Genomic DNA, 25,675 nt, shown 5'->3' with positions numbered 1-25,675 from the left:
TAGTATTTTAGCTATTCTTAAAATAATATATTATGACGTTGATTCATTTTATTCAACAAGCCTTGGATGCTTCTACAAAGAGCATTGAAAATACCTTAGCCTTGTTAGATGAAGCCTGTACCATTCCTTTTATTGCTCGTTATAGAAAAGATAGAACTGGAAATTTAGATGAAGTTGCTATTGAAAAGATTGCCAAGTACCGCGATTTATACGTGGGAATTGTAAAGCGCAAAGAATCTATTTTAGCCTCTATTGAAGAGCAAGGAAAATTGACAGATGAATTGCGCAATAAAATTGAACAAAGCTTTGATTTAGTTGAAATTGAAGATTTGTACTTACCGTATAAAAAAACGCGTAAAACTAAGGCGGATACCGCTAGAGCTTTAGGATTAGAACCTTTGGCTAAAGTAATCATGGCACAAAATGCAACAGATATTGAATCTATTGCAAGAAAATATATTACGAAGGAAGTAGAAGACGTAGAAAAAGCCATACAAGGGGCTTGTGATATTATTGCAGAGTGGATCAATGAGCATTTGTTTATCCGCAAAGCATTGAGAAGAAAGTTTCAGCGTGAAGCTGTTGTAACGACCAAGGTAGTCAAAGCAAAAGCGGAAGAAGAAGGTGCTCAAAAATTTGAACAATATTTTGAGTGGTCAGAACCTTTATATAAAATGCCTGCACATCGACTATTAGCGGTGTTGCGCGCAGAAAAAGAAGGCTACATTCGCATGAATATTGCCGTTGACAAGGAAGATGCAATACAATTCATCGAACAAACGATTATTAAAGGGAAGAATGATGCGGCATCACATCTACAAAAAGCTGTTGCAGATAGTTATAAGCGTTTATTAGAACCAGCTTTGTCTAATGAAGTGTTAGGAGAAGCCAAAGCCAAAGCGGATGCCAATTCTATTGCTGTATTCTCGGATAATTTAGCTCAATTGTTGTTAGCTTCACCATTAGGAGAAAAGCGCATCTTAGCGATTGATCCAGGATATAAAACAGGGTGTAAAATTGTTTGTTTAGATGAAAATGGCAATTTGTTATACAATGAAACCATTTATCCGCATCCTCCACAAAAAGACAGTGTGATAGCCATGAAAAAAGTGCGATCAATGGTGAATTCGTATCGCATTGAGGCGATTGCCATTGGAAATGGAACGGCTTCAAGAGAAACGGAATTTTTTATCAAGAAAATAGCTTTTGATAAACCCGTACAAGTATTTGTAGTTAATGAAGCAGGGGCATCGGTGTATTCTGCATCTAAGATAGCGAGAGAAGAATTTCCCAATTACGACGTTACCGTAAGAGGTTCGGTTTCTATTGGCCGACGATTAGCTGATCCTTTGGCTGAATTAGTAAAGATTGACCCTAAATCCATTGGTGTAGGACAGTATCAACACGACGTAGATCAAACTTTGTTAAAAAGTGAACTGGATACTGTGGTCATGAAGTGTGTAAATAAGGTGGGAATCAACATCAATACAGCGAGTAAATCCCTGTTGAGTTACGTGTCTGGTATTGGAGAGAAAATGGCAGAGAATATTGTGCAATATCGAGCAGAACATGGAGCATTTACTTCCCGTGCAGCCTTGAAAAAAGTACCGCGTTTAGGCGAAAAAGCGTACCAACAAGCAGCGGCGTTTATCCGCATTAAAAATGCAGAAAACCCTTTGGATGACTCGGCTGTACACCCAGAAGCTTATCCTATTGTACAGAAAATGGCGAAGGATTTAAAAATAACAGTGGATCAATTGATTTCTAATCCAGCAACTATTCAACAAATTGATGTTAAGCAATATGAAACTGCAGATATTGGTATTTTGACGCTAACAGATATTGTCAAAGAATTGGAAAAACCAGGACTAGATCCGCGTAAAGCGGCAAAAGTATTTGAATTTGATCCTTCCGTAAAACAAATGTCCGATTTGAAAATAGGACAGGTATTACCAGGTATCGTCAACAACATTACCAACTTTGGTTGTTTCGTAGACGTTGGAATCAAAGAAAGTGGTCTGGTTCATATTTCACAACTAAAGGAAGGTTTCGTGTCGGATGTCAATGAGGTAGTAAAACTGCACCAACACGTACAAGTGAAGATCGTAGAGGTGGATCAAGCGAAAAAACGCATCCAATTATCCATGATTTTATAAGAATACAACGAAAAACATAACTTGGCATAGTATTTGTAACTCTATTTGATAGGAAAAAGAAAAATCTTTTTAGTCATAAAAAAGAGAAGATATAAGTTAAGTAGTGTTTTTATTATGTTTTATAAGTGAGGCGCCCGTTAAATATTGTTTTTAACGGGTGCTTTTTTGTTTGTACAAATAAAAAATGCGCTAATACCGATGGCATAGCGCATGTAAATATCGAGATTCTAATGAATTATTCTGTTTTAGAAGTGTCTTCTTTTGTCGTTTCTTTCTTAGATGTCTGTTGAGCATTTTCATCCTTAGTAGCATCCTTGAATTCTTTGATTCCTGTTCCTAATCCTTTCATCAATTCAGGAATTTTCTTACCACCAAATAACAATAGGATTAAGGCAACAATAATTACAATTTGCCATGGCCCAACCATTCCTAAAAAAATATGTAATGAGTTCATATTAATTTGTTTGAAGATTTTAATAAAAACAAATATAGGAAGAAAAACCGGTTCTGTTTATTGGTCGATTCGATTATTTAACTTTTTGACCAATAATATTAACATTATGATCTATTTAATATGTGAATAAAAGCAAAAAAGAGAAGAAGTCAACTTTTTTAATGTTTATATTTGTGTAGAAAACAGATGATTTATGTCTAAGAAAGGACTTCAATGGAAAAAGTGGAAGAAAAGACTTCTAGATAAATATAGGGTAGTAGTAGTAAACGATCGAACATTTGAAGATGTGAGTTCGTTCAAGTTAAATCTCTTGAATGTGGTTGGTGCTACGACGACCATGGTTTTTTTATTACTCGTTTCCAATGTCATCTTATTGCTTGCAACGCCTTTAAAAGAATATATCCCAGGATATTCTTCTGCGGAACTCAAGCAAAAGGCTGTGGATTTGGCGTTGAAAGTAGATTCTCTCGAATCGGAGATAAAGAAAAATGAACATTATGTCGCGGCGGTACAACGCGTTTTACTAGGTGATATTGAAATTACATCGGCTAGTGTCGACTCATTGATGAAAACAGATACTCCCCTTCATGCGATTGAACATACTCAACCGAGCGAAAAAGACTTGGAATTACGTGAATATGTGCGCTTAGAGGATAAGTACAACATCTTTACCAATGCGGAAGCTAGAGTAAGTACGGTTCTTTTTGCACCAATTGAGGGAACGATTGTCCGTAAATACGATCCAAAATCGACCCACTTTGGTCTTGATTTCACTGCAGCTAAGAATGCTATGGTCAAATCTGTTGCTAAGGGAACGGTTATTTTTGTTGATTGGACCATCAAGGATGGATATACGGTTATTGTGCTACATGAAGAAGGAGTAAGCTCCGTGTACAAGCATTTGTCCTCTCTAACGAAAAGTGTTTATGAAACGGTACAAGCAGGGGATGTGTTGGGATTGTATAATCAGGAAGAGGTGAAATCGAAAATGAGTCAACCGTATCTACATTTCGAATTGTGGAAAGACAATTACCCGTTAGATCCTACATTATTTATTGATTTAGAATAAAAATTATGTCTATAAAATCTTTTGGAGCGAAGATATTTGCTTCGATTATTCACAAGAAAACACAAAAATGGCTCAAAAATCCAGTAGAAACCCAAGCAAAGGTTTTAGCGGATTTAGTTGAACAAGCAAAGCATACCGCTTTTGGTCAGGATCACAATTTTACGGCTATTATGGATGCTAAAATGTTTGCTCAGCAGGTGCCTGTGCGCGATTATGAAGGCTTAAAACCCTATGTGGATCGCGTAGTGAAAGGAGAGGAAGATGTATTGTGGAAAGGCAAACCACTGTACTTCGCGAAAACTTCAGGCACTACTTCGGGAGCGAAGTATATTCCCTTGACTAAAGAATCCATGCCTTACCATATTGAAGCAGCGCGAAATGCTATTTTGGCGTATGTTCATGAAACGGGTATTGCTGATTTTGTGGATGGCAAAATGATCTTTTTACAGGGAAGCCCCATTTTAGAACAGAAGAACGGAATTAACTTAGGGCGTTTATCGGGTATCGTTGCCCATTACGTTCCTGCATATTTACAAAAGAATAGATTGCCAAGTTGGGAAACGAATTGCATTGAGGATTGGGAAACCAAAGTAGATGCCATCGTAGAAGAAACGGTTCATGAAAACATGACGGTGATTTCTGGAATTCCAAGCTGGGTACAAATGTATTTTGAGCGTTTGAAAGCAAGAGAAGGCAAAGGGGTAGGTGAAATCTTTAAAAAGTTCAATTTATTTATTTACGGAGGAGTTAATTATGAGCCTTATCGTGCTAAATTTGAACAGCTCATTGGAAGGAAAGTTCCTTCTATTGAGTTATTCCCAGCTTCAGAAGGTTTCTTTGCCTACCAAGATTCTCAACGTGAAAAAGGATTGCTGCTGCTGTTGAATGCAGGAATCTTTTATGAGTTTATCAAAGTGGAAGAATTCTTTGAAGCTAATCCAAGACGCTATACCATTGGAGAAGTTGAACTAGGAGTTAACTATGTATTGATTATCTCAACGAATGCCGGATTATGGGGGTATAACATTGGTGATACGGTTCAATTTGTAAGCTTAAAACCTCACCGTATTGTTGTTTCAGGACGTATCAAACACTTTATCTCTGCTTTTGGCGAACATGTGATTGGCAAAGAAGTAGAAACAGCTTTGCAACAAGCGATGGAGGGAACAGGAGTACAAGTGAATGAATTTACTGTAGCCCCTCAAATTACACCCACAGATGGATTGCCTTATCACGAGTGGTTTATTGAATTTGGTCAAGCACCAGAGGATATGGAAGCATTTGCGTTGCGAATTGATGATGTATTGCGCAAACAAAATGTATACTATGATGACTTAATTGTAGGCAAGGTATTGCGTACATTGGTTATTCGATCTGTAGAAAAAGACGGCTTCCAAGCGTATATGAAAAGTATTGGCAAGCTGGGAGGGCAAAATAAATTGCCGCGATTGAGCAATGATAGAACCATTGCTGATCAATTAAAAATAGAATAATTAGGAAATAAAAATGGAAGACTATGAGAGAGATTAAAAATATTTCAAGAACAAGAGCACAAGTTTCTTCAGCTGCGATTGAGCGTATTTATATTACAATGCGCCATTTATTTAACCGCGGGTTTTATAAACCAATGGGAGTATCTGGAGATACATTGAGAGAGGCTTTACTTGAATTGCGTCCAGAAATTTATGGTACAATTGCGGAGGAAAAGGTAGAATTAGACGGATTGTTGTATGTGATTGAACGACTACCTATTGGGATTGAAGAGTGTAGATACATCAATTTAACGTCGGATGAAGGCTATTCTTTTTCTCATTTTCAAGCGATTGTGCCTCCAAAAAGAAGAAGAAACTGCTACCGTATTGACGAGGAGCAAATGAATATCGAAATTACCAGAGGACGTTCAGATATCTATGATGTTTTAACGCACCTGACGTTTATCTTCATCGAATCGCATAAAATTAAAAATAGAGTTTTAATTGATGAAGAAGGAAGAGTAACGCGTGATTGGAAAAAAATTGAATCAGCTGCAAAACAAACAGAACTGCTCGAGTTAGAACACAAAGAAGTGACGATATCTCATTTGGCCAATGTGTTAGGACGCTCATTTGCTGAGGTATTGTCGGTATATGAGAAGTTTGCAATTCCAGAAAACCCAGATCGCTTCTTAGATGTGATTTATTGGTTAGGGAAATTGGCTATTGAAGAGGAAGTGGATAACAATAAGCGAACAATTACGTTCAGTCCTTTGTTACGCGAGCGATTAGGGCACCATATTTACGGTGAAATCTGGTCTAACCGCATCAAGGAGGTATTGGTAGAAAAAGGATTGTTAGAACGTCCGATTCACATTATCAGTGCAAATATGCACAGTGTGATGAATTCTATTTTTGCACCTTATGTGATGCAAGGGGAAATTGAAGTTTCGGAAGAAGTGGAGATTTATGAAGAATTGAGTAAGCCCGAAAATAAAGCTTTGCGCAACCTAGTGAGAGAACGTGCAGAGAGAGAAGGAATGGTCTTTTTATCGGATGAGTCAGGTACAAATATCGACGTTCAAATTTTTGACACAGCGAAGATTAAGTTTGAACAAACGAATTTCAAAGGAGCTTCTTTTGAGGGCGAATCGCCTGTTATTATTGTGATGGATTATGCTTTTGGAGAACAAGCGTATGAAACGATTGACGAATTGTTAAAACCATATAAAAAACAAATCCGCGTCAATGTAGAATCTGTATCCATTATGGGTAAAGCAGGAATTTTAGAAGGAGGAAAAGGGGATATCATGATTCCATTCGCTCATATTAACGAAGGAACAGGGGATAACTATCCTTTTGATAATGAATTGACCGTGGATATGTTTGAAAATCATGGAATTCCAGTTGTTGGAGGAACCATGGTTACGGTATTGGGAACGTCTTTACAAAATAAAGATCTATTGAAGTTTTTCCATGATTCTACATGGGGAGTAATTGGATTAGAGATGGAAGGTGCTCATTATCAAAAAGCAATTCAATCGGCTTCTAAAATACGCAAAAGCATTAATCCAGAGGTAAAAGTGAGATATGCATACTATGCTTCGGATAATCCATTAGAAACAGGAAGTACATTGGCTTCTGGAGGACTCGGAACGACAGGAGTAAAACCAACGTATCTAATTACAATAAAAATATTAGAGCAGATTTTTAAAATAAAATAATTGCAAGCGTAAAGATGAAACACGCTATAACTATAGCGTGTTTTTTTAATTGGGCTATCCCTTGGTATAGATATGGTCCGTTTGATGAGTTTATAATGAAATAAATCAAGCTAGTAGGATGAAAAATAATAATAAACACGATAGTGAATTAGGTCTCATGGATTTGAAATTTTTGGTGGAACACAATATTTTTAAATCAATGAAGTATTTAAAAAAGAATAGTATTTATATTGTATTAATTGTCGCTCTTACAGGAGGTGTTGGCTATTATTTAGACAAAAAGCAAGGAGAAGAGGAACCGTCTATTTCTGTTGTAAAAAGCAATGGTGATAGACCAACAAAAAGACAGATTGCAATATCATTTAATTACAATTCAATGCCGCTAGTAGATGAATGGATTGCTTTTTACCTTCATGATGAAAAGTGGAAAAAGGCGGGATTACTTGATATAGAGATTGCTGACTTTTTGCCCACTATTGCTAATAGAAAGGAAGAATCACAACCAGAAACCGGTACTTCTAGTACTACATCCAAAACAGGAGGAGAAAAAGTAGAACAGGATTTTTTGTTGCCCCATTTTCACTACTATCAATTAGTTGTTTTGGCTAAGGAAGGATTTGATTTTAAATCATTTTCAGAAGATTTAACCAAGAGGATGGAGAAGATTGATCATTTTTCGAAAATGCAAACTTTACATCAAGCGTTTTTAGAGAATCGTATAACTGAAATTAATCAAGATCTTAGTAAGTTAAGTAAACTATTTGAAAAAGAGGGAATATCAGCTACCGATTTAATTGAAGTAATCAAAGCTAAAAAAACATTAGAAGAGGAATTAGTAACCATAAAAATGACACAATTGCAAACCTCTTCTGTGCTCTATGAAGCATATGAAATAAACAAAATGGATGTGTTAGAGGAGAATATGCGTTATAATTCTGAGGTGGTACCTCGTAAGAAAATTCAATTTCCCCTCGTTGGATTGGTTTTGTTTTTCTTGGGACAATGGATTGTTACGATCAATAGAAAGTACACTAAAAATAACGAATAAGATGGAGGTAAGATCTACCGAATTACCTGGATGTTTGATTGTAAAACCTCAGGTTTTTACAGACAGTCGAGGGTATTTTTTTGAAAGCTTTAATCAAGCGGTATTTGAGAAGAAAAGTGGATTAAAAATTAACTTTATTCAAGATAATCAATCTTTTTCGGCAAAAGGAACTTTGCGCGGGTTACACTTTCAGCGAGGTATTCATCAACAAGCTAAATTAGTTCGCGTTATTCAAGGAGAGATTCTCGATGTTGTTGTAGATTTAAGGGAGAATTCGCCAACTTATGGGCATCATTTTAAGATGATATTAAATGATGTTGAACAAGAACAGTTGTTTGTTCCTAGAGGTTTTGCTCACGGTTTTTTAGTACTTAGTGAAAGGGCAATTTTTGCTTATAAATGTGATAATTATTATAACAAGGAAGCTGAAGGGGGGATTTTGTATAATGATCCTACTTTGGATATCTTATGGACTGATGTAAATCAAGAGTACCTTATTTCAGATAAAGACCTTTTATTACCTTCTTTTTTAGAAACACAACCACTATGATAAAGATTCTTGTTACAGGGGCATCAGGTCAGATGGGGCAAGCGCTTCAATCAATTGCTCATCAGTATACTGATGTTCATTTTATTTTTTTATCAAGTAAGGAACTAGACATCTCTAAAAAGGAAAACATCATTGCTGCATTTGAAATTTATAAGCCAGATTATTGTTGCAATTTAGCTGCTTATACCAATGTGGAACGAGCGGAAGAAGAAGAAGCATTAGCTTTTCTTGTAAATGCAGAGGGGTGTAAAAATTTAGCGGAAGTATGTTTGCAATATGATGGAACATTGATCCATATCTCTTCGGATTTTGTTTTTGATGGAGCGAAAAATACTCCCTATACTATTGAAGATACCCCGAATCCAATTAACGTATATGGTGCATCAAAATTAAAAGGTGAACAATATATTCAAGCTTTATTAGTTAAACATTATATTGTTCGCACTTCTTGGGTGTATTCAGAATTTGGGCATAATTTTCGGAATACCATGCTGAATTTAGCTAAAACAAAGATAGAAATAAACGTTGTAGATGATCAAATAGGATGCCCTACACATGCAACAGACGTTGTGTGCTTCATTCTAGAACTTATCCTCAAAAAGGAAAAGTTTGGACTGTATCATTATCGCGGAAAGCAATGTGGTTCATGGTATGATTTTGCCATTGCCATTTTTGAAGAGGAAGGAATTAAAATTAAAGTAAATCGAATCAAGTCAGAAGACTATTTAACTAAGGCTAAAAGACCAAAATATAGTGTGTTAGGGTAAGCGAATTTTTATTATGGAAAGGATTAAATCGTTTTTTAAAGAACAGAATTTTAGAGTACTAGTCGGTAATTTTTTATCCTTAGCTGTATTACAGGTCTTAAATATCGTATTGCCCTTTTTAACAATTCCATATTTGCTTCGAGTTGTAGGGGTTGAAAAATTTGGATTAATTAGTTTTGCTTTAGCTTTTGTCACTTTTTTTCAGCTTGTTGTGGAGTATGGATTTAATACAATTTCAACAAGAGATGTCTCTATTGCCTCTAAGGATTCTAAGACTGTACAATATATTTTTAATCAGGTTTTTACAACCAAATTGTTTTTACTTGGCCTTAGTACCCTCGTTTTTGTGGGTGTTGTTATATTGATTCCCAAGTTTAAAGCTGATTTATTGGTTTACTTGTTTACTTATATCATGGTAATCGGACAAGCATTGTTTCCTGTTTGGCTCTTTCAAGGCTTGCAGCAAATGAAATATATTACGTATTTGAATGTTGTATTTAAAACTGCATGTACACTGTTGATTTTTTTGGTCGTCAAGCAAGAAAGTGATTATTTCTATGCGCCATTATTCACTTCGTTAGGTTTTTTATTCAGTGGTTTGGCATCCCTTTGGGTGGTTAAATCAAAGTTCAATATTCGCTTTTCTTTTTGTTCGTTTAAACAAGTAAAAGAACAATTAAGCAAAGCGAAGTATTTATTTTTATCTGAATTTCAGATTGCTTTGATTGCCAATGCCAACGTATTGATTGTTGGATTCTTATTGAATGATACGGCCGTAGGGTATTATGCCACAGCAGAAAAAGTGATTCGAGCTATATCAAACCTACAAGCTCCAATTATCAATGCATTTTATCCTTATGTTTCGAAATTGATGTTAGAAAATAAAAATAAAGCCATTCAACAGATCAAAAAACTGGCGCGCTATGGTGTGGCTATGAACCTGTTGGGGGTGCTTGTTCTCTTTGTTCTTTCTCCGTGGATTTTCCAGATACTGTTCGGTACTCAAACGGAGGAAAGTGTACTAGTTTTCCGTATTATGATTGTTTTCCCTCTTTTGTCTTTTTTAGATCAATTGTTTGGAAAACTCATTTTGTTAACCAATAATAAAGAGAACCTTTTTTTTAAAGTCTTTTTTTACACCTCTATTGCAAGTGTAGTATTATGTGTAGGTCTAACGTATAAGTTTGGATTTATTGGTACGGCTATTGCGAGTGCTATTGCGCAATCGTTATTGGCATTAGGTATGTGGTTTTATGCTAAACCTTTTTTAAGAATATCATGAGGACATTTAAAATAAGTATTATAGTACCTGTTTACAATGGAGCAGCGACTATTGAACGAACGGTGAAATCCATTCTTAAACAAAGTTTAACGGATATAGAAGTTATCGTTGTAGATGATGGGTCTACCGATCACACATTAACATTACTAACAGCGCTAGAAAATCCAAGATTGCGTGTAATAACAAAGCAAAATGGAGGAGTGAGTTCTGCTCGGAATATAGGAATTAAAGCCGCAAAAGGAACATATATTGGTTTTGTGGATGCAGATGATGAGGTAAAAGAGGACCTCTATGAACAAATGTATCGAGTATCTGATGGGGTTGATGTAGTGCTCAGTGGGCTACTTATTGAAAAAGAAGGTAACTTTGTACAGAAGGATTCTCTTTTGGAATTCAATCGAATTTATAGCCAAGATGATTTTAAAAAAGAAGTCTTAGCTCGTTATTTAACTGTAGAGAATTTGGATTTACTTTCTGTTGTAAACAAGATTTATCGCAGAAGTTTTTTATTAGACAAAGAGATTTTTTTTGATGAAAATCTAGCGTTAGAAGAAGATGGGATGTTTAATCTGAAGGTGTATACTAGGATGCAGGCTTTGATTCAGATTGCTTATGCAGGTTATTATTACTTAGAGAATAAAATAAGCGTGACAAGAGACTTTATTGGTAGTAATTCTCTGGATAAACTCATCTACAAATTCAATTTGGAGTATAAAAAAACTTTTGCTTTGGAATTTAGTGAAGAGCAAATACTTAGTTTTAAGTCTTCCCGATTAATTTACAGCATTTGTTTCTTACTTTTCAGGGTATCAAAGGCAAAGATGACTTCGGATGAAAGAAATGCGTTTATAGAGCAAATTATGCATAACCCTGTTGTTATGTATGCTGTGAGGCATTTAGATGAATATTATGTACAACAGCGTTCCAAATTTGAGCAAATCATAGCTTGGTGTATACTACATAATAGAATAACGCTAGTTAAAGGCGTGATAACTCTTTTGGCAATTGCTGACCAAATGAAGCTCCTTCAGCTAATAAAAAAATTAAATTAAGTAGCAATGGATCTGCGTAAAGTATATATAGTATTATTTTTTTTGGGTTTGTTTTTTCTGCCATTTAATAGTATTAAAGGGTATGAATTTATGAGTATCTTTAAAACAGTGGCAAGTACATATTTCTGGATACCCACGTTAATTCTTATGGGGGCAGGTTTTTTGTTTAATAAAAAGAAAATAACACTCCCCATCCCAACAAAATCCTATCAGATTTTTCTTGTATTTCTAGCTTTCTGTTTTTTGACACTGCTCTTGAATCTCGAAGATGTTTTACAACATTTTTACAAGCAGAAATCAGGATTGTACATGTTTGCTTTTAATATTTTTTTGCTAGTGTTTGCTGGAGTGGGACTTGTAGTTTTAGTACTTAATGTTTTTAAAGGAATAGACACAGAACGGATTTTTATTGTAACGAGAAAAGTAATATTTTGGTCATTTCTCTTTGTATTTGGCTATGGAATTCTTCAAATGTTAATTTTGAGGTTTCACTTATTTCAATTAGAGCCTTTGTTTTATCTATTGGATTATTTGCCTTTTGTCCGTGGACATTTGTTTTATAGTTCGATGAGATTGAATTCAGTTTCCTATGAGGTTCCTGCTTTGGGGACCTATCTCATTTTTGTTCATGGATGGATGTTTAGCTACATCTTAACTCATCAAAGTAAATGGCGTTTTCTTCCCTTTGCAATGGTGTTGTTCTTGGTTTATTTCAGTGGAGCACGATCTGCTTTAATCTCTATTCTACCTCAAATAATCGTTATTTTATTGCTCTTTAAGCCCTGTCGTATCTTTGTAAAGAAAAATATAGTTTTTGTTATGCAGGTAGTAGGGGTTTTACTCTTGTTGTTTGTGGCGATTAAAGGAAATACATTAATAGATCGTATCAAACAAACAAGTGTAGAACAATTGGTAGGGACTAGTATTTCTAATAAGAGTAGAATCGGAATGCAAGTGGCCTCGCTAGAAGTCTTTTGTGATTCACCTATTTATGGTGTAGGACTTGGCCAAGAAACGTATAGTAAAATGAAGTATTATCCAGCATGGGCAATAAGGGATAACTATGAATTTACAGAAATGTATTTGAATGAAGCAGATCGTATGTATCCACCTGCTTTTAATCTATATACAAAGTTATTGGCAGAAACTGGACTAATCGGTTTTTTGTTGTTTATTTGGTTTTTATGGACTTGTGTCAAAGAAAACTATTCCTTAGTGCTAAGTACTGTTGGTACCTATCGTATCTTTGCTCAAACGTTGCTTATAACTTTGGTTGGGTTACTTGTCAATTGGGGACAAAATGATGACTATATGTTGTACAGCTTCTGGATTAGCTATGCTTTTTTATTAATATTGATAACAAATAAATTGGAACATGAGTAAGATAAGTATATCCGTAGTAATTCCTTGTTATAATTGTAATGATACTATCCAAGTGTGTGTTGAAAGTGTTTTTATTCAAAGCTATCCAGCCTATGAGGTAATTTTGATTAATGATGGATCAAGTGATCAAACCTTGAATCGATTATATGAAATAAAAGATTATTATCAGAGTGAGCAGACAAAAATAACAGTACTAACACAAACCAATCAAGGGCCCTCCGTTGCGCGAAATGAAGGGATTAATTTTTCAACAGGAAATTGGATTGCTTTTCTTGATTCAGATGATGTATGGCATAAGGATAAACTATTGAAACAAGTTGAAGTGCTCCATATGTATCCTGATGCCTTAGTTATTGGCGGAGAAAAGGGAACGTTTGAACCTGTTTTATCACTTGACCATGTTGTGAAGATTAACTTTATTAAACTAGGTTTTAAAAACTATTTTTTGACTTCCTCTTCGATGGTTCAAAAAAAACAGTTAGGAGAGGTTCGTTTTAATGTGCATCAAAAACACTCAGAAGATTACCGTTTCTTTTTTGATGTACTAAGCCTAGGTGGGTATGGCGTTTGTATTAGTGAAAATTTATCATGCAGTATTTCCAATAAGAGAGATTTTGGAGATTCGGGTTTATCAGGGAATATCTATAAAATGCAAAAAGGAGAATTGTCTAATTTTAGATATTTGTATCATAAAAAATTGCTCAATTTTTCAGAATATATTTTTTTCTGCACTTTTTCAAATTTAAAATTCTTACGAAGATTTTTGCTTTCTACGTTATATAATTTAAAGAAATAAGGCACGGTTTTTGTGAAGTAATACCTCAAAATAGGTGAGCATGAATGAAAAAATAAGAATGGTTATAGGGAATATATTCCTAGTTGCTTATATCGTTTTTCTAGTGTTTGGTTTTAAAATTGTAAACCTAGCTTTGGTTGGTGTTTTAGTGTTTTTCTTGTGTACTTTTAAATACAATAAAGCACAAGTTTACTATCATCTGAATGGGAATAAGAAAATCTATGTTGTTTTGCTAGCATTGATTAGTTTTCAGCTTATTCACGGGGCATTTTTTCAAGACTTACACGAAAAACGATTTGGTCTTTTACCTCTTTTATTAGGTTCGGCTATTATTTTGCTTTGGGTTGAAGACATGCTAAAAATACTCTATATTTATTTAATTTGTCTAGTTTTATTGATATTTAAGGGGGGGTATAATATCTTAACCTATTATTTAACAACGGATTATTTTACGATTAATAGTGGAGGTCATATCGATATTATGTTGGTGGTAGCTCGTCCTTATTTAGGGTTTATGCTGAATATCGGTATACTCATTAGTCTTTATCTTTCTCAAGTACAAAAGAAATATAAGGTATGTTATTTATTTTTAATTGTGTTTTTCTTTACCTATCTAGTGTTTATTGGCAATAGAATACAGGTTGTTTCTTTGTTTCTTTTAACACTCTTGTATTTTGTGTTTTATATGAAAGCAAATGGATGGAAAAAAATGCTCGGTTTACTAATTGTAGGAATTTCTGTTTTTGTATTGTTTACTTATACTTCAACATTGAAAGAGCGTTTTGAAATGGACTCATTTACCTCTCTAGACCATTTAGCTTCTCGATTAGAGAAGAAAGAACCTCGTGTTTTAATTTGGAAATGTGCCTGGTCTTTTACGCAAGAATCGTCATTTCACCCACTTTATGGATTGGGAAAAGTAGAGATAATAGATCGTCAATTAGCAGATTGTTATGAAGATAAAACGAAGGACAATCCCATGCGGGATTATTTTTTAGAGGCATTGTTTAATACACATAATCAATTTCTTGAATATTACGTACTAACAGGTATTGGAGGTATTAGTCTTTTACTTCTTTTATTTGGTGTATTAGCCGTAAAAGTGAAACGCTATTTTATTCCTATGGCGATGTTGTTGTCTTTGTTCAATTTTTGCTTTGTAGAGAATTTATTTAATAGACAACTAGGGGTGTATTTATTCGGATTTGTATTAACTCTAATCTTGTTTATCTACAATGAAAATAAGAAAATAGAATCACTCCCTTAGGATCGATAGATTGCAAGTAATTCGTTGAAATTTTTGTCCTTATTGAATTTCTCTTGGCAATTTGAAAATGCTTTTTCACCTAAAGCAATCCTATATTCGGGATTTTCCAACTGTTTTAGAATTGGGCACAAATCAGTAGCTTGAGTAAACAAAAAACCATTGAGATTTGTCTCAACAATATCATTATTGCCAATAACATCAGTCGCTAAAATAGGTTTTCTAAACGCCATTGCCTCCAGTACAGCAATAGGAAGACCCTCCCAAAGCGAAGTTTGCATATAAATGTCTAGTTGATTTAAATAAGGAAACACAGCTGTATTATTGGTAAACCATCCTGATATTGTGATATTTGGCGCAGTGAGTTGATCGCGAAGTTCTCCATCTCCAATCCATAGGAATTGGTGTTGTGGAAATAGTAAAGCAACTTCATTAAATAGTTTAGGATTTTTTTGGTAGGAGATTCGCCCAATTGTTCCAATCGTTAATTGATTAGAAGTATTTTTGTTCGCTATATAATGTTGGTTTAAATGCGTTAAATCAATTCCATTTCGAACTAAAAGAGAAGTACCTATTCGCTGTGCTAGCTTGTATTCTGTATCTCCACAAGCAATGGTTGTTCCGCCAAAGATCAGTTGAGTTAATTTCTCAATGGTGTAAAATATTTTTTGCTTTACTGGTGAGATGTCCTGACGCAAAAAAGAATAACCATGGGGCGTATAAAATACTTTTCTCTTGTAATTTGGCATGGAACTTGCCCACCTACCTATGACGCCTGCTTTAGATGAATGTAGATGAATAATATCAGGCCTTAGCTGTTTTATTGTTTTTCTTAAGGCAAAAGTAGAACGAAGATCCTGTATTGGTTTTAATTCCCTTTCCATTTCAAGTGGTATCAGGTGGATAGAAGAAGGAAAATCTTGGTCAATTTGATCTTGTGTAATTTCTTTTCTTTTATTACTGTAGATGATATAGGTTTCAATATCAGAGTGTTGACTAAAAAAAATAGCCAAATCTTTAAAATATGAATATACTCCTCCGCCAAACGATTCTACAATATGGATAATTTTCATTCGAAATCTAAATTTATAAAAGCAAATTTAGCTTATTTATTCAAGATTTGTAAAATCAATACCTAACAATTCTGAGAATAGAGAAAGTTCTTTAACTTTGTTAGGAAATAAAAATAGAATGAAACGTATTTTAATAACAGGAGCAGCTGGTTTTTTGGGATCTCATTTATGTGATCGTTTCCTCGCAGAAGGATTTCATGTCATTGGTATGGATAATTTGATTACGGGTGATTTGAGAAATATTGAACACTTATTTGCAGAAGCACATTTTGAGTTCTACCATCATGATATAACTAAGTTTGTTCATGTTCCTGGACAATTAGACTATATTCTTCATTTCGCTTCGCCAGCAAGCCCTATTGATTACTTAAAGATTCCAATTCAAACGCTAAAAGTAGGTTCTTTAGGAACTCATAATTTATTGGGATTAGCACGTGTAAAAAATGCACGTATTTTAATTGCATCAACATCTGAAGTATATGGGGATCCTTTGGTTCATCCACAAACAGAAGAATATTATGGCAATGTCAATAGTATCGGTCCACGAGGTGTTTATGATGAAGCAAAACGCTTTCAAGAGTCAATAACGATGGCATATCATACTTTTCATGGATTAGAGACTCGCATTGTGCGTATTTTTAATACATATGGGCCTCGTATGCGACTCAATGATGGAAGGGTAATTCCTGCATTCATAGGACAAGCTTTAAGAGGAGAAGATTTAACCGTTTTTGGAGACGGAAGTCAAACGCGTTCTTTTTGTTATGTTGATGATCAAGTGGAAGGAATTTACCGTCTGTTGTTGTCAGACTATCATTTACCTGTGAATATAGGTAATCCTGATGAAATTAAGATTTTAGATTTTGCCAAAGAGATTATTCGCTTAACCAATAGTGAACAAAAAATAATTTATAAAGAATTGCCAATAAATGACCCTTTACAACGTTGTCCTGATATTACCAAGGCTAAAACACTTTTAGGATGGACGCCTAAGATTAGTAGAGCAGAAGGCATGCAACATACATTAGATTATTTTAAGGCTTTTACAGCCGCTGATTTAGAACGAGAAGAACATAAAGATTTTTCAAACTACATTTATTAATGAGTAAAAAAGCAGGTAGGTATTCTTATTTAATACGCCCATTAACCGCATGTATTGATTTAATTACGATCAATGTTATGGCTCAGGTGTGGTTCTCCACATTTACTGAGCAGCATTATTTGTTTCATATTATACTGTCAATTGGTTGGTTGGTGGCCGCTGGATTAAGTGGATATTACGATGTTTTCCGACATACGAAGACGGTTCGTGTAGCCGAGAAAGTGTTCAAACAATTTTTCTTTCAGTTTATATTAGTTGCCTCGTACAATGGGATTTTTGATCGATTTGCAGAAATAAGAGATCTAATCGGTTATGGAATTTCTATTTTCGTCATTATTTGTACCATCAAGTTTACTATTTTCTTTTTGCTGAAATACATTAGAAAATTCTTAGGTGGTAACTTTAGGAATATTGTGTTATTGGGGAATGGTCGAGAAGTTAGCAACTTAAAATCAGTGCTATTAAAGCGAACAGACTTAGGGTATCGCATTAATAATCACTTTTATAATTTAGAGGATGAAAGCTTAGAAGATTTAAAGGAATATTTATCAAACAACCTAGTTGATGAACTTTTTATACAGTTTTCATTTACGAAAGAGAAGAATTTTTTGGAGATTCTCGAATTTGCAGATAATAGCATGATAACGGTGCGTTATGTACCCACACAAAAGGATATCTTAAATAACAATTTAACCATTGAATACTACGATTTAATCCCCGTAGTACCGAGACGAATCATTCCGTTAGATAAACCATATAACAAGTTGATTAAACGCTTATTTGATCTCGTTTTCTCTTTGTTTGTAATTGTATTTGTCTTGTCTTGGTTGGTTCCTTTAGTTGCTATCTTGATTAAAAGAGAATCTAAAGGACCTGTTTTTTTCAAACAAAAGCGCACAGGATTAAACGATGAGGAATTTTGGTGCTATAAGTTTAGATCGATGCGTATTAATGACGATAGCGATAAACAACAAGCAACGCGAAATGATCAACGCATTACTAAAATTGGTGCTTTTTTGCGCAAATCGAGCTTGGATGAGTTTCCACAGTTTATCAATGTATTCTTTGGCGATATGTCTATTGTTGGACCTCGTCCACATATGGTTGTCCACACCAAGATGTATTCAAAGCGCGTCAGCCGATTTATGTTGAGACATTTGGTTAAACCTGGGATTACAGGAATGGCTCAAACTCATGGTTATCGTGGTGAAATAGAAAATGATAGGGATATTATTAATCGCTTTAAATACGACTTATTTTACTTAGAAAACTGGTCTATCCTCTTGGATTTAAAGATTATTTACTTAACTGTGTACAATGTTTTTGCAGGTGAAGAAAAAGCATACTAATTGCTTTTTATAAAGTTGTCCTTCTTATTCTTAGGAACTTTTTCTTTATTCATTTTTTTATAATTATTTTTGAACCATAATAACAAACAACACAAGTGATGAAAATTTTATTATTAGGTTCAGGTGGGCGTGAACATGCTCTTACATGGAAGATGTTGCAAAGTCCACAGTGTGAAGCTGTATTTGTAGCTCCTGGAAATGCAGGAACAGCTCAAATTGCTCAGAATATTGCTATCAATCCCAATGATTTCGAAGCGGTAAAACAAGTGGTTTTAACGCATCATATCGATATGGTAGTGGTTGGGCCAGAAGATCCTTTAGTAAAGGGAATTGTAGATTTCTTTAAACAGGATGAAGCAATTCAACATATTCCTGTAATTGGTCCTTCAAAAGAGGCTGCACAATTAGAAGGAAGTAAAGATTTTGCAAAAGAATTTTTAATTCGACACCAAATTCCTACTGCTGCGTATCAAAGTTTTACAAAAGATACAGTAGAAGAAGGAAAACAATTCCTAGAAACCCTTAAGGCCCCTTATGTTTTAAAAGCAGATGGTTTAGCGGCTGGTAAAGGAGTTGTAATCTTAGAAGATTTGAATGAGGCTAAAGCGGAGTTAGAAAACATGTTAGTGGATGCTAAATTCGGTGATGCAAGTTCAAAAGTAGTAATCGAAGAATTTTTATCGGGAATTGAATTAAGCTGTTTTGTATTAACAGACGGAAAATCATATCAATTACTTCCAACGGCTAAAGACTACAAGCGTATTGGTGAAGGAGATAAGGGATTGAATACAGGAGGTATGGGAGCTGTTTCTCCAGTGCCATTTGCAACAGCTGAATTCTTGAAAAAAATAGAAGATCGCATTGTTATTCCAACCGTAGAAGGAATCAAAAAAGATCAATTAGATTATAAAGGATTTATTTTTATAGGAATCATCAAAGTAGGGGAAGATCCATTTGTTATTGAATATAATGTTCGTATGGGGGATCCTGAAACAGAGGTTGTTATGCCAAGAGTGAAATCAGATTTAGTAGCCTTGTTCCAAGCTATCGCAAAAGAGGAATTGGATACCATGACTATTGAATTAGATGCACGTAGCGCAACGACTGTTATGCTTGTATCAGGAGGATATCCAGAAGATTATGAAAAAGGAAAAGTAATTACAGGTATTGAACAAGTAGAAGATTCTATTGTTTTCCATGCAGGAACAGCCTTAAAAGAGGATGCAATTGTGACCAATGGAGGACGTGTACTTGCTGTTACTTCTTATGGAAATAACTACGATGAGGCATTAAAAAAATCTTATCAAAATATAGATAAACTAAATTTTGATAAGATTTATTATCGTAAAGATATCGGATTCGATCTTTAAGATAGTTGATTACTTTAGAAATGAGTGGGCTGTCGTATCTTGTGTATCTTCGTTGTTTGATTTAAATAATTGTAATTTTTTTAACCAAAATACGAAGAAGTAGCAAGTAATTAGGATGAAAATCCAAGTAATGATGTTTGCAGTCCACCAGTTCTTAAGTTCTAGTTTTGCAAAGATATCCATTGGGATGAAAAGCACCTTTTCAAACAAGAATCCTAAACCATTAAAAAATGAAGTCATTGTCCTTTATTTTTAAATTAGATAATATTATTTGCATTTTATAATATTTAGTAAGAATACAAAATACCCAAAGAAACAAATAGTACTACAAAAATATAAAATATATACATGTTAGCAAGTATTTTTAGCAAAACTAGACCGATTAACTATATCATGCTTACGCTTTTAATCGTGACAGGCTATGGTTTATTTATTGGTTTAGATTTTAGCATTGAATGGACAACATTCGAAATCATCAAAAGAGGAGGTGTTTTAGTGCTGTTATTGCTGATGATGTATATATCTCAATTTATTGTTTCGAGAAATAGATTGGTAGACGATTCTGCTTATGTACCGCTTATTTTTACGAGCTTTTTGTTTATTTTTCCTACCTCTTTTGAGAATGTAAGGGTTATTGTTGCAAGTTATTTTATTCTCTTGGCTTTGCGCCGTATTTTTTCGTTACACTCTTTAAAACAGTCTAAGGAAAAGTTATTAGACGCTTCTTTGTGGATTTGTTTTGCTAGTTTATTTCACTTTTGGAGTATTTTATATTTCATCCTTCTATTTTATGCCATTGCTTTTTTTGGAGCAAAGGACTATAGAAACTGGATCATTCCACTCGTATCTTTCTTAGGAGCTTCTATTTTCTTAAGTCTTTACTTATTAATCCAAGAAGTACATTTCATCGATTGGTGGACAGAACGCGTGCAAATTAGCTTTGACTTTATGTATTTTGACAACGTTTTTCAAAATATTGCCTTAGCTGTGTTTGTTTCTATTGCTTTGCTGTATGCGGTTTCTCAAGCATTAGCCATAAAAAGCAAACCGTATAATATGCAAAACACCTACAAGAAAATCATTTTGTCATTTCTTATAGGTGCTGTTATTTATGTTGTTTCGGCAGAAAAATCCAATGGGTTACTGCTATTTACTTTCTTTCCTTTAGCTATTTTAGGCGCTAATTATATTGAAAGTATTCCGCAACGTTGGCGAAAAGAAGCCAATGTTTACAGTATTTTCTTTATTGGGTTATTTTTCTACCTGATGCAATTGTTTATCTTATAGTTTTTGACCATAAGCCAAATCACCAGCATCTCCTAAACCGGGAACGATGTAGTTGTGATCATCTAGCTTCTCATCTAATGTTGCTACCCATAAATGCACATTTGCAGGTAATTGCTGTTCTAGGTATTCAATACCTTCTGGTGCTGCAATAACCACAGCAATATGCAATTCTTTCGGTTGTTCTTCTGTCATTAATTTTTGAATAACAGCCACTAACGACTGGCCTGTAGCTAACATCGGGTCAATTAAAATTAGAATCTTGTCCTGAAAAGAAGGTGCTGCCTGGTATTCAACCAAAATTTGACCTGCTTCTCCATGTTTTCCATGACGACGGTAAGCAGAAACGAATCCATTTTCAGCATCGTCAAAGAAGTTCATAAAACCAGTGTGTAAGGCTAATCCTGCACGGAGGATTGAACAAAGAACAACATTGTCCTCAATACAAGTAGTGTGTTTTATTCCTAGAGGCGTTTGAACAGCAACAGCTTTATATGGTAGCGTTTTACTCAATTCGTACGCCATTATTTCTCCAATACGTTCAATGTTTTTACGAAAGCGCATGCTGTCTTTCTGAATCGTAACATCGCGAAGTTGAGCTAAGAAATGATTTAAAATGCTATTCTCCTCTGAAATATAGTGAATTTTCATAACGGTATAATTAGTACCATAAAAGTATTAAAACTATATTTGTAAATAAAATTATTCATATGTTTTCAGAATTAGCATTTCCGATATTCGAAGAGAGTATTCGCGATTATCATAAATACGACAATGTAGATCAGCCAATTAGCAATCCTTATCCAAAGGAAGATATTAAACATTTATTGTATTTAAAAAATTGGATTGATACCGTTCAGTGGCATTTTGAAGATATTATTCGTGATCCACAAATTGATCCTGTTGCAGCATTGGCTTTAAAAAGAAGAATTGACGCATCCAATCAAGAGAGAACGGATATGGTAGAGTATATTGATAGTTACTTTTTGAATAAGTATAAAGATGTACAAGTAAAACCAAATGCTAAAATTAATTCAGAAAGTCCGGCTTGGGCAATTGACCGTTATTCAATCTTAGCGTTGAAGATTTACCACATGCGTGAGGAAGCTACAAGACCTGAAGCTACAGCAGAACACAGAGCAAAATGTCAAGAAAAATTAGATGTTTTGTTGGAACAAAAACAAGATTTATCTACGGCAATTGACGATTTATTACAAGATATCGCTGCTGGAGATAAATACATGAAAGTATACAAGCAAATGAAAATGTATAACGACGAGGAATTAAACCCGGTGTTATATCAAAATAAAAAATAAAGAACAGCAAAGGCATATGGTGAATACGATATGCCTTTTTTAATGGGAGAAAACTAGTACTAGAATAGAAAAAGAGCCGGAAAAAAATATCATTTTTTTGTATCGGTAAAAAAAATTACTTTTGTTTGCTAAAGCGTGGATAATCACGCTTTTCTTGTTTAAGATAAATCATATTTTAGTGAAAGGTTTAAAACACATCGTCATTTTCAGATTATCCGCTATGGGAGACGTAGCGATGACAGTGCCTGTAATTCGAGCGTTAATCGAACAACACCCTGCTTTACGTGTAACGGTAGTTTCACGACCTTTTTTCAAACCTTTTTTTAAGGGCATTGACCGCGTGGATTTTTTTCCTGTGGATGTGAAGAAGAAACACAAAGGATTTTTGGGCTTGATTCGTTTATATCAAGATATTAAAAGATTAAAACCTGATTATTTTGCGGATTTCCACAATGTATTACGCGCACAAATTGTTCGTACATTATTTAAGTTTTCAGGTGTTCCAACAGCAGCATTAGACAAAGGTAGAGCGACTAAAAAAGCATTAACTCGTGCTGAAAATAAGATATTTAAACCCGTACAAACGATGGTTGAAAACCATTGTGCGACCCTTCAGCAATTAGGATTTTCGGTCTCTTTAGAGCACCCGAATTTTCCGCCAAAGGCGGCGTTAGCACCTGAATTAGAAGTTTACAGTAAAGAACAACACAAAACGTGGATTGGTATTGCTCCTTTTGCACAATATGACAGTAAAGTTTATCCGTTGGATTTGATGCAGAACGTGGTAGATGAATTAGCAGAACAAGAAAATCATTTAATCTTTTTATTTGGAGGAGGAGAAAAGGAAATAGCCTTATTAAACCAAGTAAAACGCGACAATGACAATGTGATTGTGATGGCAGGTAAAGTGAAATTGGAGGTGGAAATGAACTTGATACAGCACTTAGATGTCATGCTTTCGATGGACTCTGGAAATGCGCATATTGCAGCCATGTTAGGTGTAAAAGTCGTAACTTTATGGGGCGCTACACATCCTTATGCGGGCTTTGCACCATTTAATCAACCTATCGATTATTGTATGACAGCAGATCGTACCCAATATCCTTTATTGCCAACGTCAGTGTATGGAAATAAAAAGGTGGAAGGATATGAAGATGCTATGCGATCAATTGATCCAGCAGATGTATGTAAGAAAGTGTTGGAAGTAGCACAAAAGAAATAAAAGAATTTAGTCATGATGAAGATTGAAGATTATATTAGAAACATTCAGGATTTTCCAAAAGAAGGGGTAGGTTTTAAGGATATTACACCGCTTTTAAATAGTCCTGAAGCAATGGAAGAAGCAACTAAGCGATTATTAGCATTAGTAGGAGATAAAAAAGTAGATCGTGTAGTGGGGATGGAGAGCCGCGGATTTTTCTTTGCTACTTTGTTGGCTAAAGAATTAGGTGCTGGTTTTGTACCAGTTAGAAAACCTAAAAAACTACCCTTTGATACCATTGCTCAAGAATATCAGCTAGAATATGGAACAGATATTCTTGAAATGCATGCAGATGCAATAAAACCAGGTGAAAAAGTCTTAATTCATGATGATGTCCTGGCAACAGGTGGAACGGCAGAAGCAGTTTGTAAGTTAGTAGAGCGTTTAGGAGGGGAAATTGTACAACTCAATTTCTTGATGGAGTTATCTTTTTTACATGGGCGTGATAAATTAAAAGGGTATGAAGTAAAGAGTTTATTATCGTACTAAATACAGCACTTGATATAAAGAAAAGTGAATAGGTTGATGTAACATTCAACTTTGCATAAAAGAAAAAGGACTATAGTAAAACTAGAGTCCTTTTTTTTGTAAAAAAAAGAAATACCAGGGCCAAATAATAATCATTTTAATGCTTTTACTCCGCAAACAAGGTTTTAAATACCAACCTATTGATAAGATAAGGGGAATTTTATACATTTATTTTATTGTGGATGGTGTTTCATGCAAAGCAAGAAATATATAGTTTAAATATCTGAGGTAAAAAGTCTTCTTAGATTTAAAATAAGTAACTTAATCTTAGTTGTTTTTCCTCATTTTTTTAAAAATACTTCTTTGTTACTCTTCTCTTTTCTCCTTGAATAAAAACACCTTTTGTTGTAATTTTTATTGGTGATAAACGGTTATTTGCTACATAGTAATTGTAAAAATGTAGAAGTATGAATATTATTTATCGTATAAGTTGCAGTGTGTTAGCAATCTTATGTATAAGTTGCTCTTCAGAGGAGCAAAATGAAGCAAAAGGAGAGGAGAGGATTGTAATAGATAAAATAGAACACTCTTTTGGTATTGTTCCTCGCCTGTATGATGGAAAGATGAGTCTTCAATATCAAACAGAAGATGTATTACATTATAATGATAAAGGGAATGTTGTAGCTGTTGAAAGAAAAAAAATGGAGCAAGATTTAGCTACAGGAATCCTGTATAAAACCAATATTAATATCCAGTACCAACATGATCATCAGGGCAATATTATTAAAATTGTAGGTCATGAAAAAAACACAAATAAGATGATTATTCATCGTGTATTTGATTATAATTATAGTACAGGATTACTAGTTAAATTTCAGGATCTAATAGAAGATACTACACAAGAGTATGAGTATAATTTTCAGAATAATTTAGTATCGACAATTAAGAATAAAGAAAAAGGCCAGATTGTTTCTTTCCAATTAGTCTATAATGAGTATGATTATTTAGTTGTAGTGAATACAGATCATTCATTTTTTGAAGATGCATCATTCTCTATAAGTAGAAAGATGGATTTGTTATATGCGAATTTTGAATATGGTGCTGTACTAAGTCCTTGGGTGAATACCAAAAATAAATGGAGTGCATTCAAGTTTAATGATCAAATGTGGGAGACGACTAACTCTTATCCTGGGCTATTACTAGATAAAACACATCATGAAATACGTTATGAAACAAAAGGTATTATCTATGTGCATTTTTATGTTTTTAGCTATAAAAAAATCCGGATAAAAGGAGAATAACTTTGTTAAAGGCTGATTATATTACGATATGATATGCCTTTTTTTGTTTTGTAATGATTTGATTTATAGCTGGTTGTTTTTTTAAATGTTATTTTTTTATAAAATGCTTGCATATTAAATTAATTATTAGAAAA

Annotated in this window: 24 protein-coding genes; 20 read left to right on the top strand and 4 right to left on the bottom strand. The window is 34.2% G+C overall.

What is annotated here, in order from left to right; all coding sequences use genetic code 11:
• The first annotated feature begins 32 nt into the window (after positions 1-32).
• Positions 33-2,156 (top strand): Tex family protein, encoded by a 2,124-nt coding sequence (locus ACUTSE_RS08000; protein ID WP_445639825.1) that lies wholly within the window; start codon positions 33-35, stop codon positions 2,154-2,156.
• A gap of 235 nt (positions 2,157-2,391) precedes the next feature.
• Here ACUTSE_RS08000 and ACUTSE_RS07995 read toward each other — a convergent pair whose 3' ends face one another.
• Complete coding sequence (locus ACUTSE_RS07995) at positions 2,392-2,610, bottom strand: Sec-independent protein translocase subunit TatA/TatB (protein ID WP_002988481.1); 219 nt, start codon at positions 2,608-2,610, stop codon at positions 2,392-2,394.
• Between the two features lie 193 nt (positions 2,611-2,803).
• Between ACUTSE_RS07995 and ACUTSE_RS07990 the strand changes: the two genes are divergently transcribed.
• The 11 genes from ACUTSE_RS07990 to ACUTSE_RS07940 all read left to right on the top strand — a co-directional run bounded on the left by ACUTSE_RS07990 (position 2,804) and on the right by ACUTSE_RS07940 (position 15,020).
• Positions 2,804-3,679, top strand: a complete 876-nt coding sequence (locus ACUTSE_RS07990) for a murein hydrolase activator EnvC family protein (protein WP_002988480.1) — start codon at positions 2,804-2,806, stop codon at positions 3,677-3,679.
• Positions 3,680-3,684: 5 nt separating this feature from the next.
• Positions 3,685-5,172: a GH3 auxin-responsive promoter family protein gene (locus ACUTSE_RS07985; protein ID WP_445639824.1), complete on the top strand. Its 1,488-nt coding sequence runs from the start codon at positions 3,685-3,687 to the stop codon at positions 5,170-5,172.
• Between the two features lie 23 nt (positions 5,173-5,195).
• On the top strand, positions 5,196-6,875 hold the full coding sequence (locus ACUTSE_RS07980) for a DUF6909 family protein (RefSeq protein ID WP_445639823.1): 1,680 nt from the start codon (positions 5,196-5,198) through the stop codon (positions 6,873-6,875).
• Between the two features lie 118 nt (positions 6,876-6,993).
• Entirely contained in the window at positions 6,994-7,923 is a 930-nt protein-coding gene (locus tag ACUTSE_RS07975) for a hypothetical protein (protein WP_445639822.1), read from the top strand.
• Between the two features lies 1 nt (position 7,924).
• Positions 7,925-8,473: a dTDP-4-dehydrorhamnose 3,5-epimerase gene (gene rfbC, locus ACUTSE_RS07970; protein WP_445639821.1), complete on the top strand. Its 549-nt coding sequence runs from the start codon at positions 7,925-7,927 to the stop codon at positions 8,471-8,473.
• Positions 8,470-9,240 carry a dTDP-4-dehydrorhamnose reductase gene (rfbD, locus tag ACUTSE_RS07965; RefSeq protein WP_445639820.1) on the top strand — a complete coding sequence of 257 codons (771 nt, stop codon included), beginning with the start codon at positions 8,470-8,472 and terminating at the stop codon, positions 9,238-9,240. The genes rfbC and rfbD overlap by 4 nt, the downstream gene beginning before the upstream one ends.
• 13 nt (positions 9,241-9,253) lie before the next feature.
• A complete protein-coding gene (locus ACUTSE_RS07960; protein WP_445639819.1) occupies positions 9,254-10,522 on the top strand; it encodes a flippase in 1,269 nt (422 codons plus the stop codon).
• Positions 10,519-11,574 (top strand): glycosyltransferase family 2 protein, encoded by a 1,056-nt coding sequence (locus ACUTSE_RS07955; protein WP_445639818.1) that lies wholly within the window; start codon positions 10,519-10,521, stop codon positions 11,572-11,574. Before ACUTSE_RS07960 ends, ACUTSE_RS07955 begins: the two co-directional genes overlap by 4 nt.
• Positions 11,575-12,054: 480 nt before the next feature.
• Positions 12,055-12,957, top strand: coding sequence for an O-antigen ligase family protein (locus ACUTSE_RS07950; protein ID WP_445639817.1), 903 nt, complete (start codon positions 12,055-12,057; stop codon positions 12,955-12,957).
• Entirely contained in the window at positions 12,950-13,753 is an 804-nt protein-coding gene (locus ACUTSE_RS07945; protein ID WP_445639816.1) for a glycosyltransferase family 2 protein, read from the top strand. Before ACUTSE_RS07950 ends, ACUTSE_RS07945 begins: the two co-directional genes overlap by 8 nt.
• Before the next feature lie 40 nt (positions 13,754-13,793).
• Complete coding sequence (locus ACUTSE_RS07940; protein ID WP_445639815.1) at positions 13,794-15,020, top strand: O-antigen ligase family protein; 1,227 nt, start codon at positions 13,794-13,796, stop codon at positions 15,018-15,020.
• Here ACUTSE_RS07940 and ACUTSE_RS07935 read toward each other — a convergent pair.
• Positions 15,017-16,090 carry a glycosyltransferase gene (locus tag ACUTSE_RS07935; RefSeq protein WP_445639814.1) on the bottom strand — a complete coding sequence of 358 codons (1,074 nt, stop codon included), beginning with the start codon at positions 16,088-16,090 and terminating at the stop codon, positions 15,017-15,019. The two genes, ACUTSE_RS07940 and ACUTSE_RS07935, sit on opposite strands and share 4 nt — an antisense overlap.
• A gap of 118 nt (positions 16,091-16,208) precedes the next feature.
• On the opposite strand from ACUTSE_RS07935, the gene ACUTSE_RS07930 reads away from it, so the two are divergent.
• The 3 genes from ACUTSE_RS07930 (at position 16,209) to purD (ending at position 19,911) form a co-directional block, all read left to right on the top strand.
• Positions 16,209-17,192 (top strand): UDP-glucuronic acid decarboxylase family protein, encoded by a 984-nt coding sequence (locus ACUTSE_RS07930; protein ID WP_353100035.1) that lies wholly within the window; start codon positions 16,209-16,211, stop codon positions 17,190-17,192.
• The gene (locus ACUTSE_RS07925) at positions 17,192-18,541 is read left to right on the top strand and encodes an exopolysaccharide biosynthesis polyprenyl glycosylphosphotransferase (RefSeq protein WP_445639813.1); all 1,350 of its coding nucleotides are present in this window, start codon (positions 17,192-17,194) and stop codon (positions 18,539-18,541) included. Before ACUTSE_RS07930 ends, ACUTSE_RS07925 begins: the two co-directional genes overlap by 1 nt.
• A gap of 98 nt (positions 18,542-18,639) precedes the next feature.
• Positions 18,640-19,911, top strand: coding sequence for a phosphoribosylamine--glycine ligase (gene purD / locus ACUTSE_RS07920; protein ID WP_445639812.1), 1,272 nt, complete (start codon positions 18,640-18,642; stop codon positions 19,909-19,911).
• Between the two features lie 9 nt (positions 19,912-19,920).
• Here purD and ACUTSE_RS07915 read toward each other — a convergent pair whose 3' ends face one another.
• Entirely contained in the window at positions 19,921-20,151 is a 231-nt protein-coding gene (locus tag ACUTSE_RS07915; protein ID WP_060874404.1) for a DUF6341 family protein, read from the bottom strand.
• Positions 20,152-20,259: 108 nt separating this feature from the next.
• Between ACUTSE_RS07915 and ACUTSE_RS07910 the strand changes: the two genes are divergently transcribed.
• Positions 20,260-21,198, top strand: coding sequence for a DUF6427 family protein (locus ACUTSE_RS07910; protein WP_445639811.1), 939 nt, complete (start codon positions 20,260-20,262; stop codon positions 21,196-21,198).
• On the opposite strand, the gene upp is transcribed toward ACUTSE_RS07910, so the two are convergent.
• On the bottom strand, positions 21,193-21,846 hold the full coding sequence (gene upp / locus ACUTSE_RS07905; RefSeq protein ID WP_002988433.1) for a uracil phosphoribosyltransferase: 654 nt from the start codon (positions 21,844-21,846) through the stop codon (positions 21,193-21,195). The two genes, ACUTSE_RS07910 and upp, sit on opposite strands and share 6 nt — an antisense overlap.
• A gap of 59 nt (positions 21,847-21,905) precedes the next feature.
• On the opposite strand from upp, the gene ACUTSE_RS07900 reads away from it, so the two are divergent.
• From ACUTSE_RS07900 to ACUTSE_RS07885, 4 genes are all read left to right on the top strand, one after another.
• Complete coding sequence (locus ACUTSE_RS07900) at positions 21,906-22,511, top strand: DUF4254 domain-containing protein (RefSeq protein WP_259189217.1); 606 nt, start codon at positions 21,906-21,908, stop codon at positions 22,509-22,511.
• A gap of 178 nt (positions 22,512-22,689) precedes the next feature.
• The gene (locus tag ACUTSE_RS07895) at positions 22,690-23,733 is read left to right on the top strand and encodes a glycosyltransferase family 9 protein (RefSeq protein WP_445639810.1); all 1,044 of its coding nucleotides are present in this window, start codon (positions 22,690-22,692) and stop codon (positions 23,731-23,733) included.
• A 15-nt stretch (positions 23,734-23,748) separates the two neighbouring features.
• The gene (locus tag ACUTSE_RS07890) at positions 23,749-24,261 is read left to right on the top strand and encodes an adenine phosphoribosyltransferase (protein ID WP_259189275.1); all 513 of its coding nucleotides are present in this window, start codon (positions 23,749-23,751) and stop codon (positions 24,259-24,261) included.
• A 476-nt stretch (positions 24,262-24,737) separates the two neighbouring features.
• Positions 24,738-25,541, top strand: coding sequence for a hypothetical protein (locus ACUTSE_RS07885; RefSeq protein ID WP_445639809.1), 804 nt, complete (start codon positions 24,738-24,740; stop codon positions 25,539-25,541).
• Positions 25,542-25,675: the final 134 nt, after the last annotated feature.

This window comes from Myroides sp. TSA_177.3, from assembly GCF_052691955.1.
Note: the sequence above shows the minus strand (reverse complement) of the source record. Positions and strands in the feature narration are given on the sequence as shown.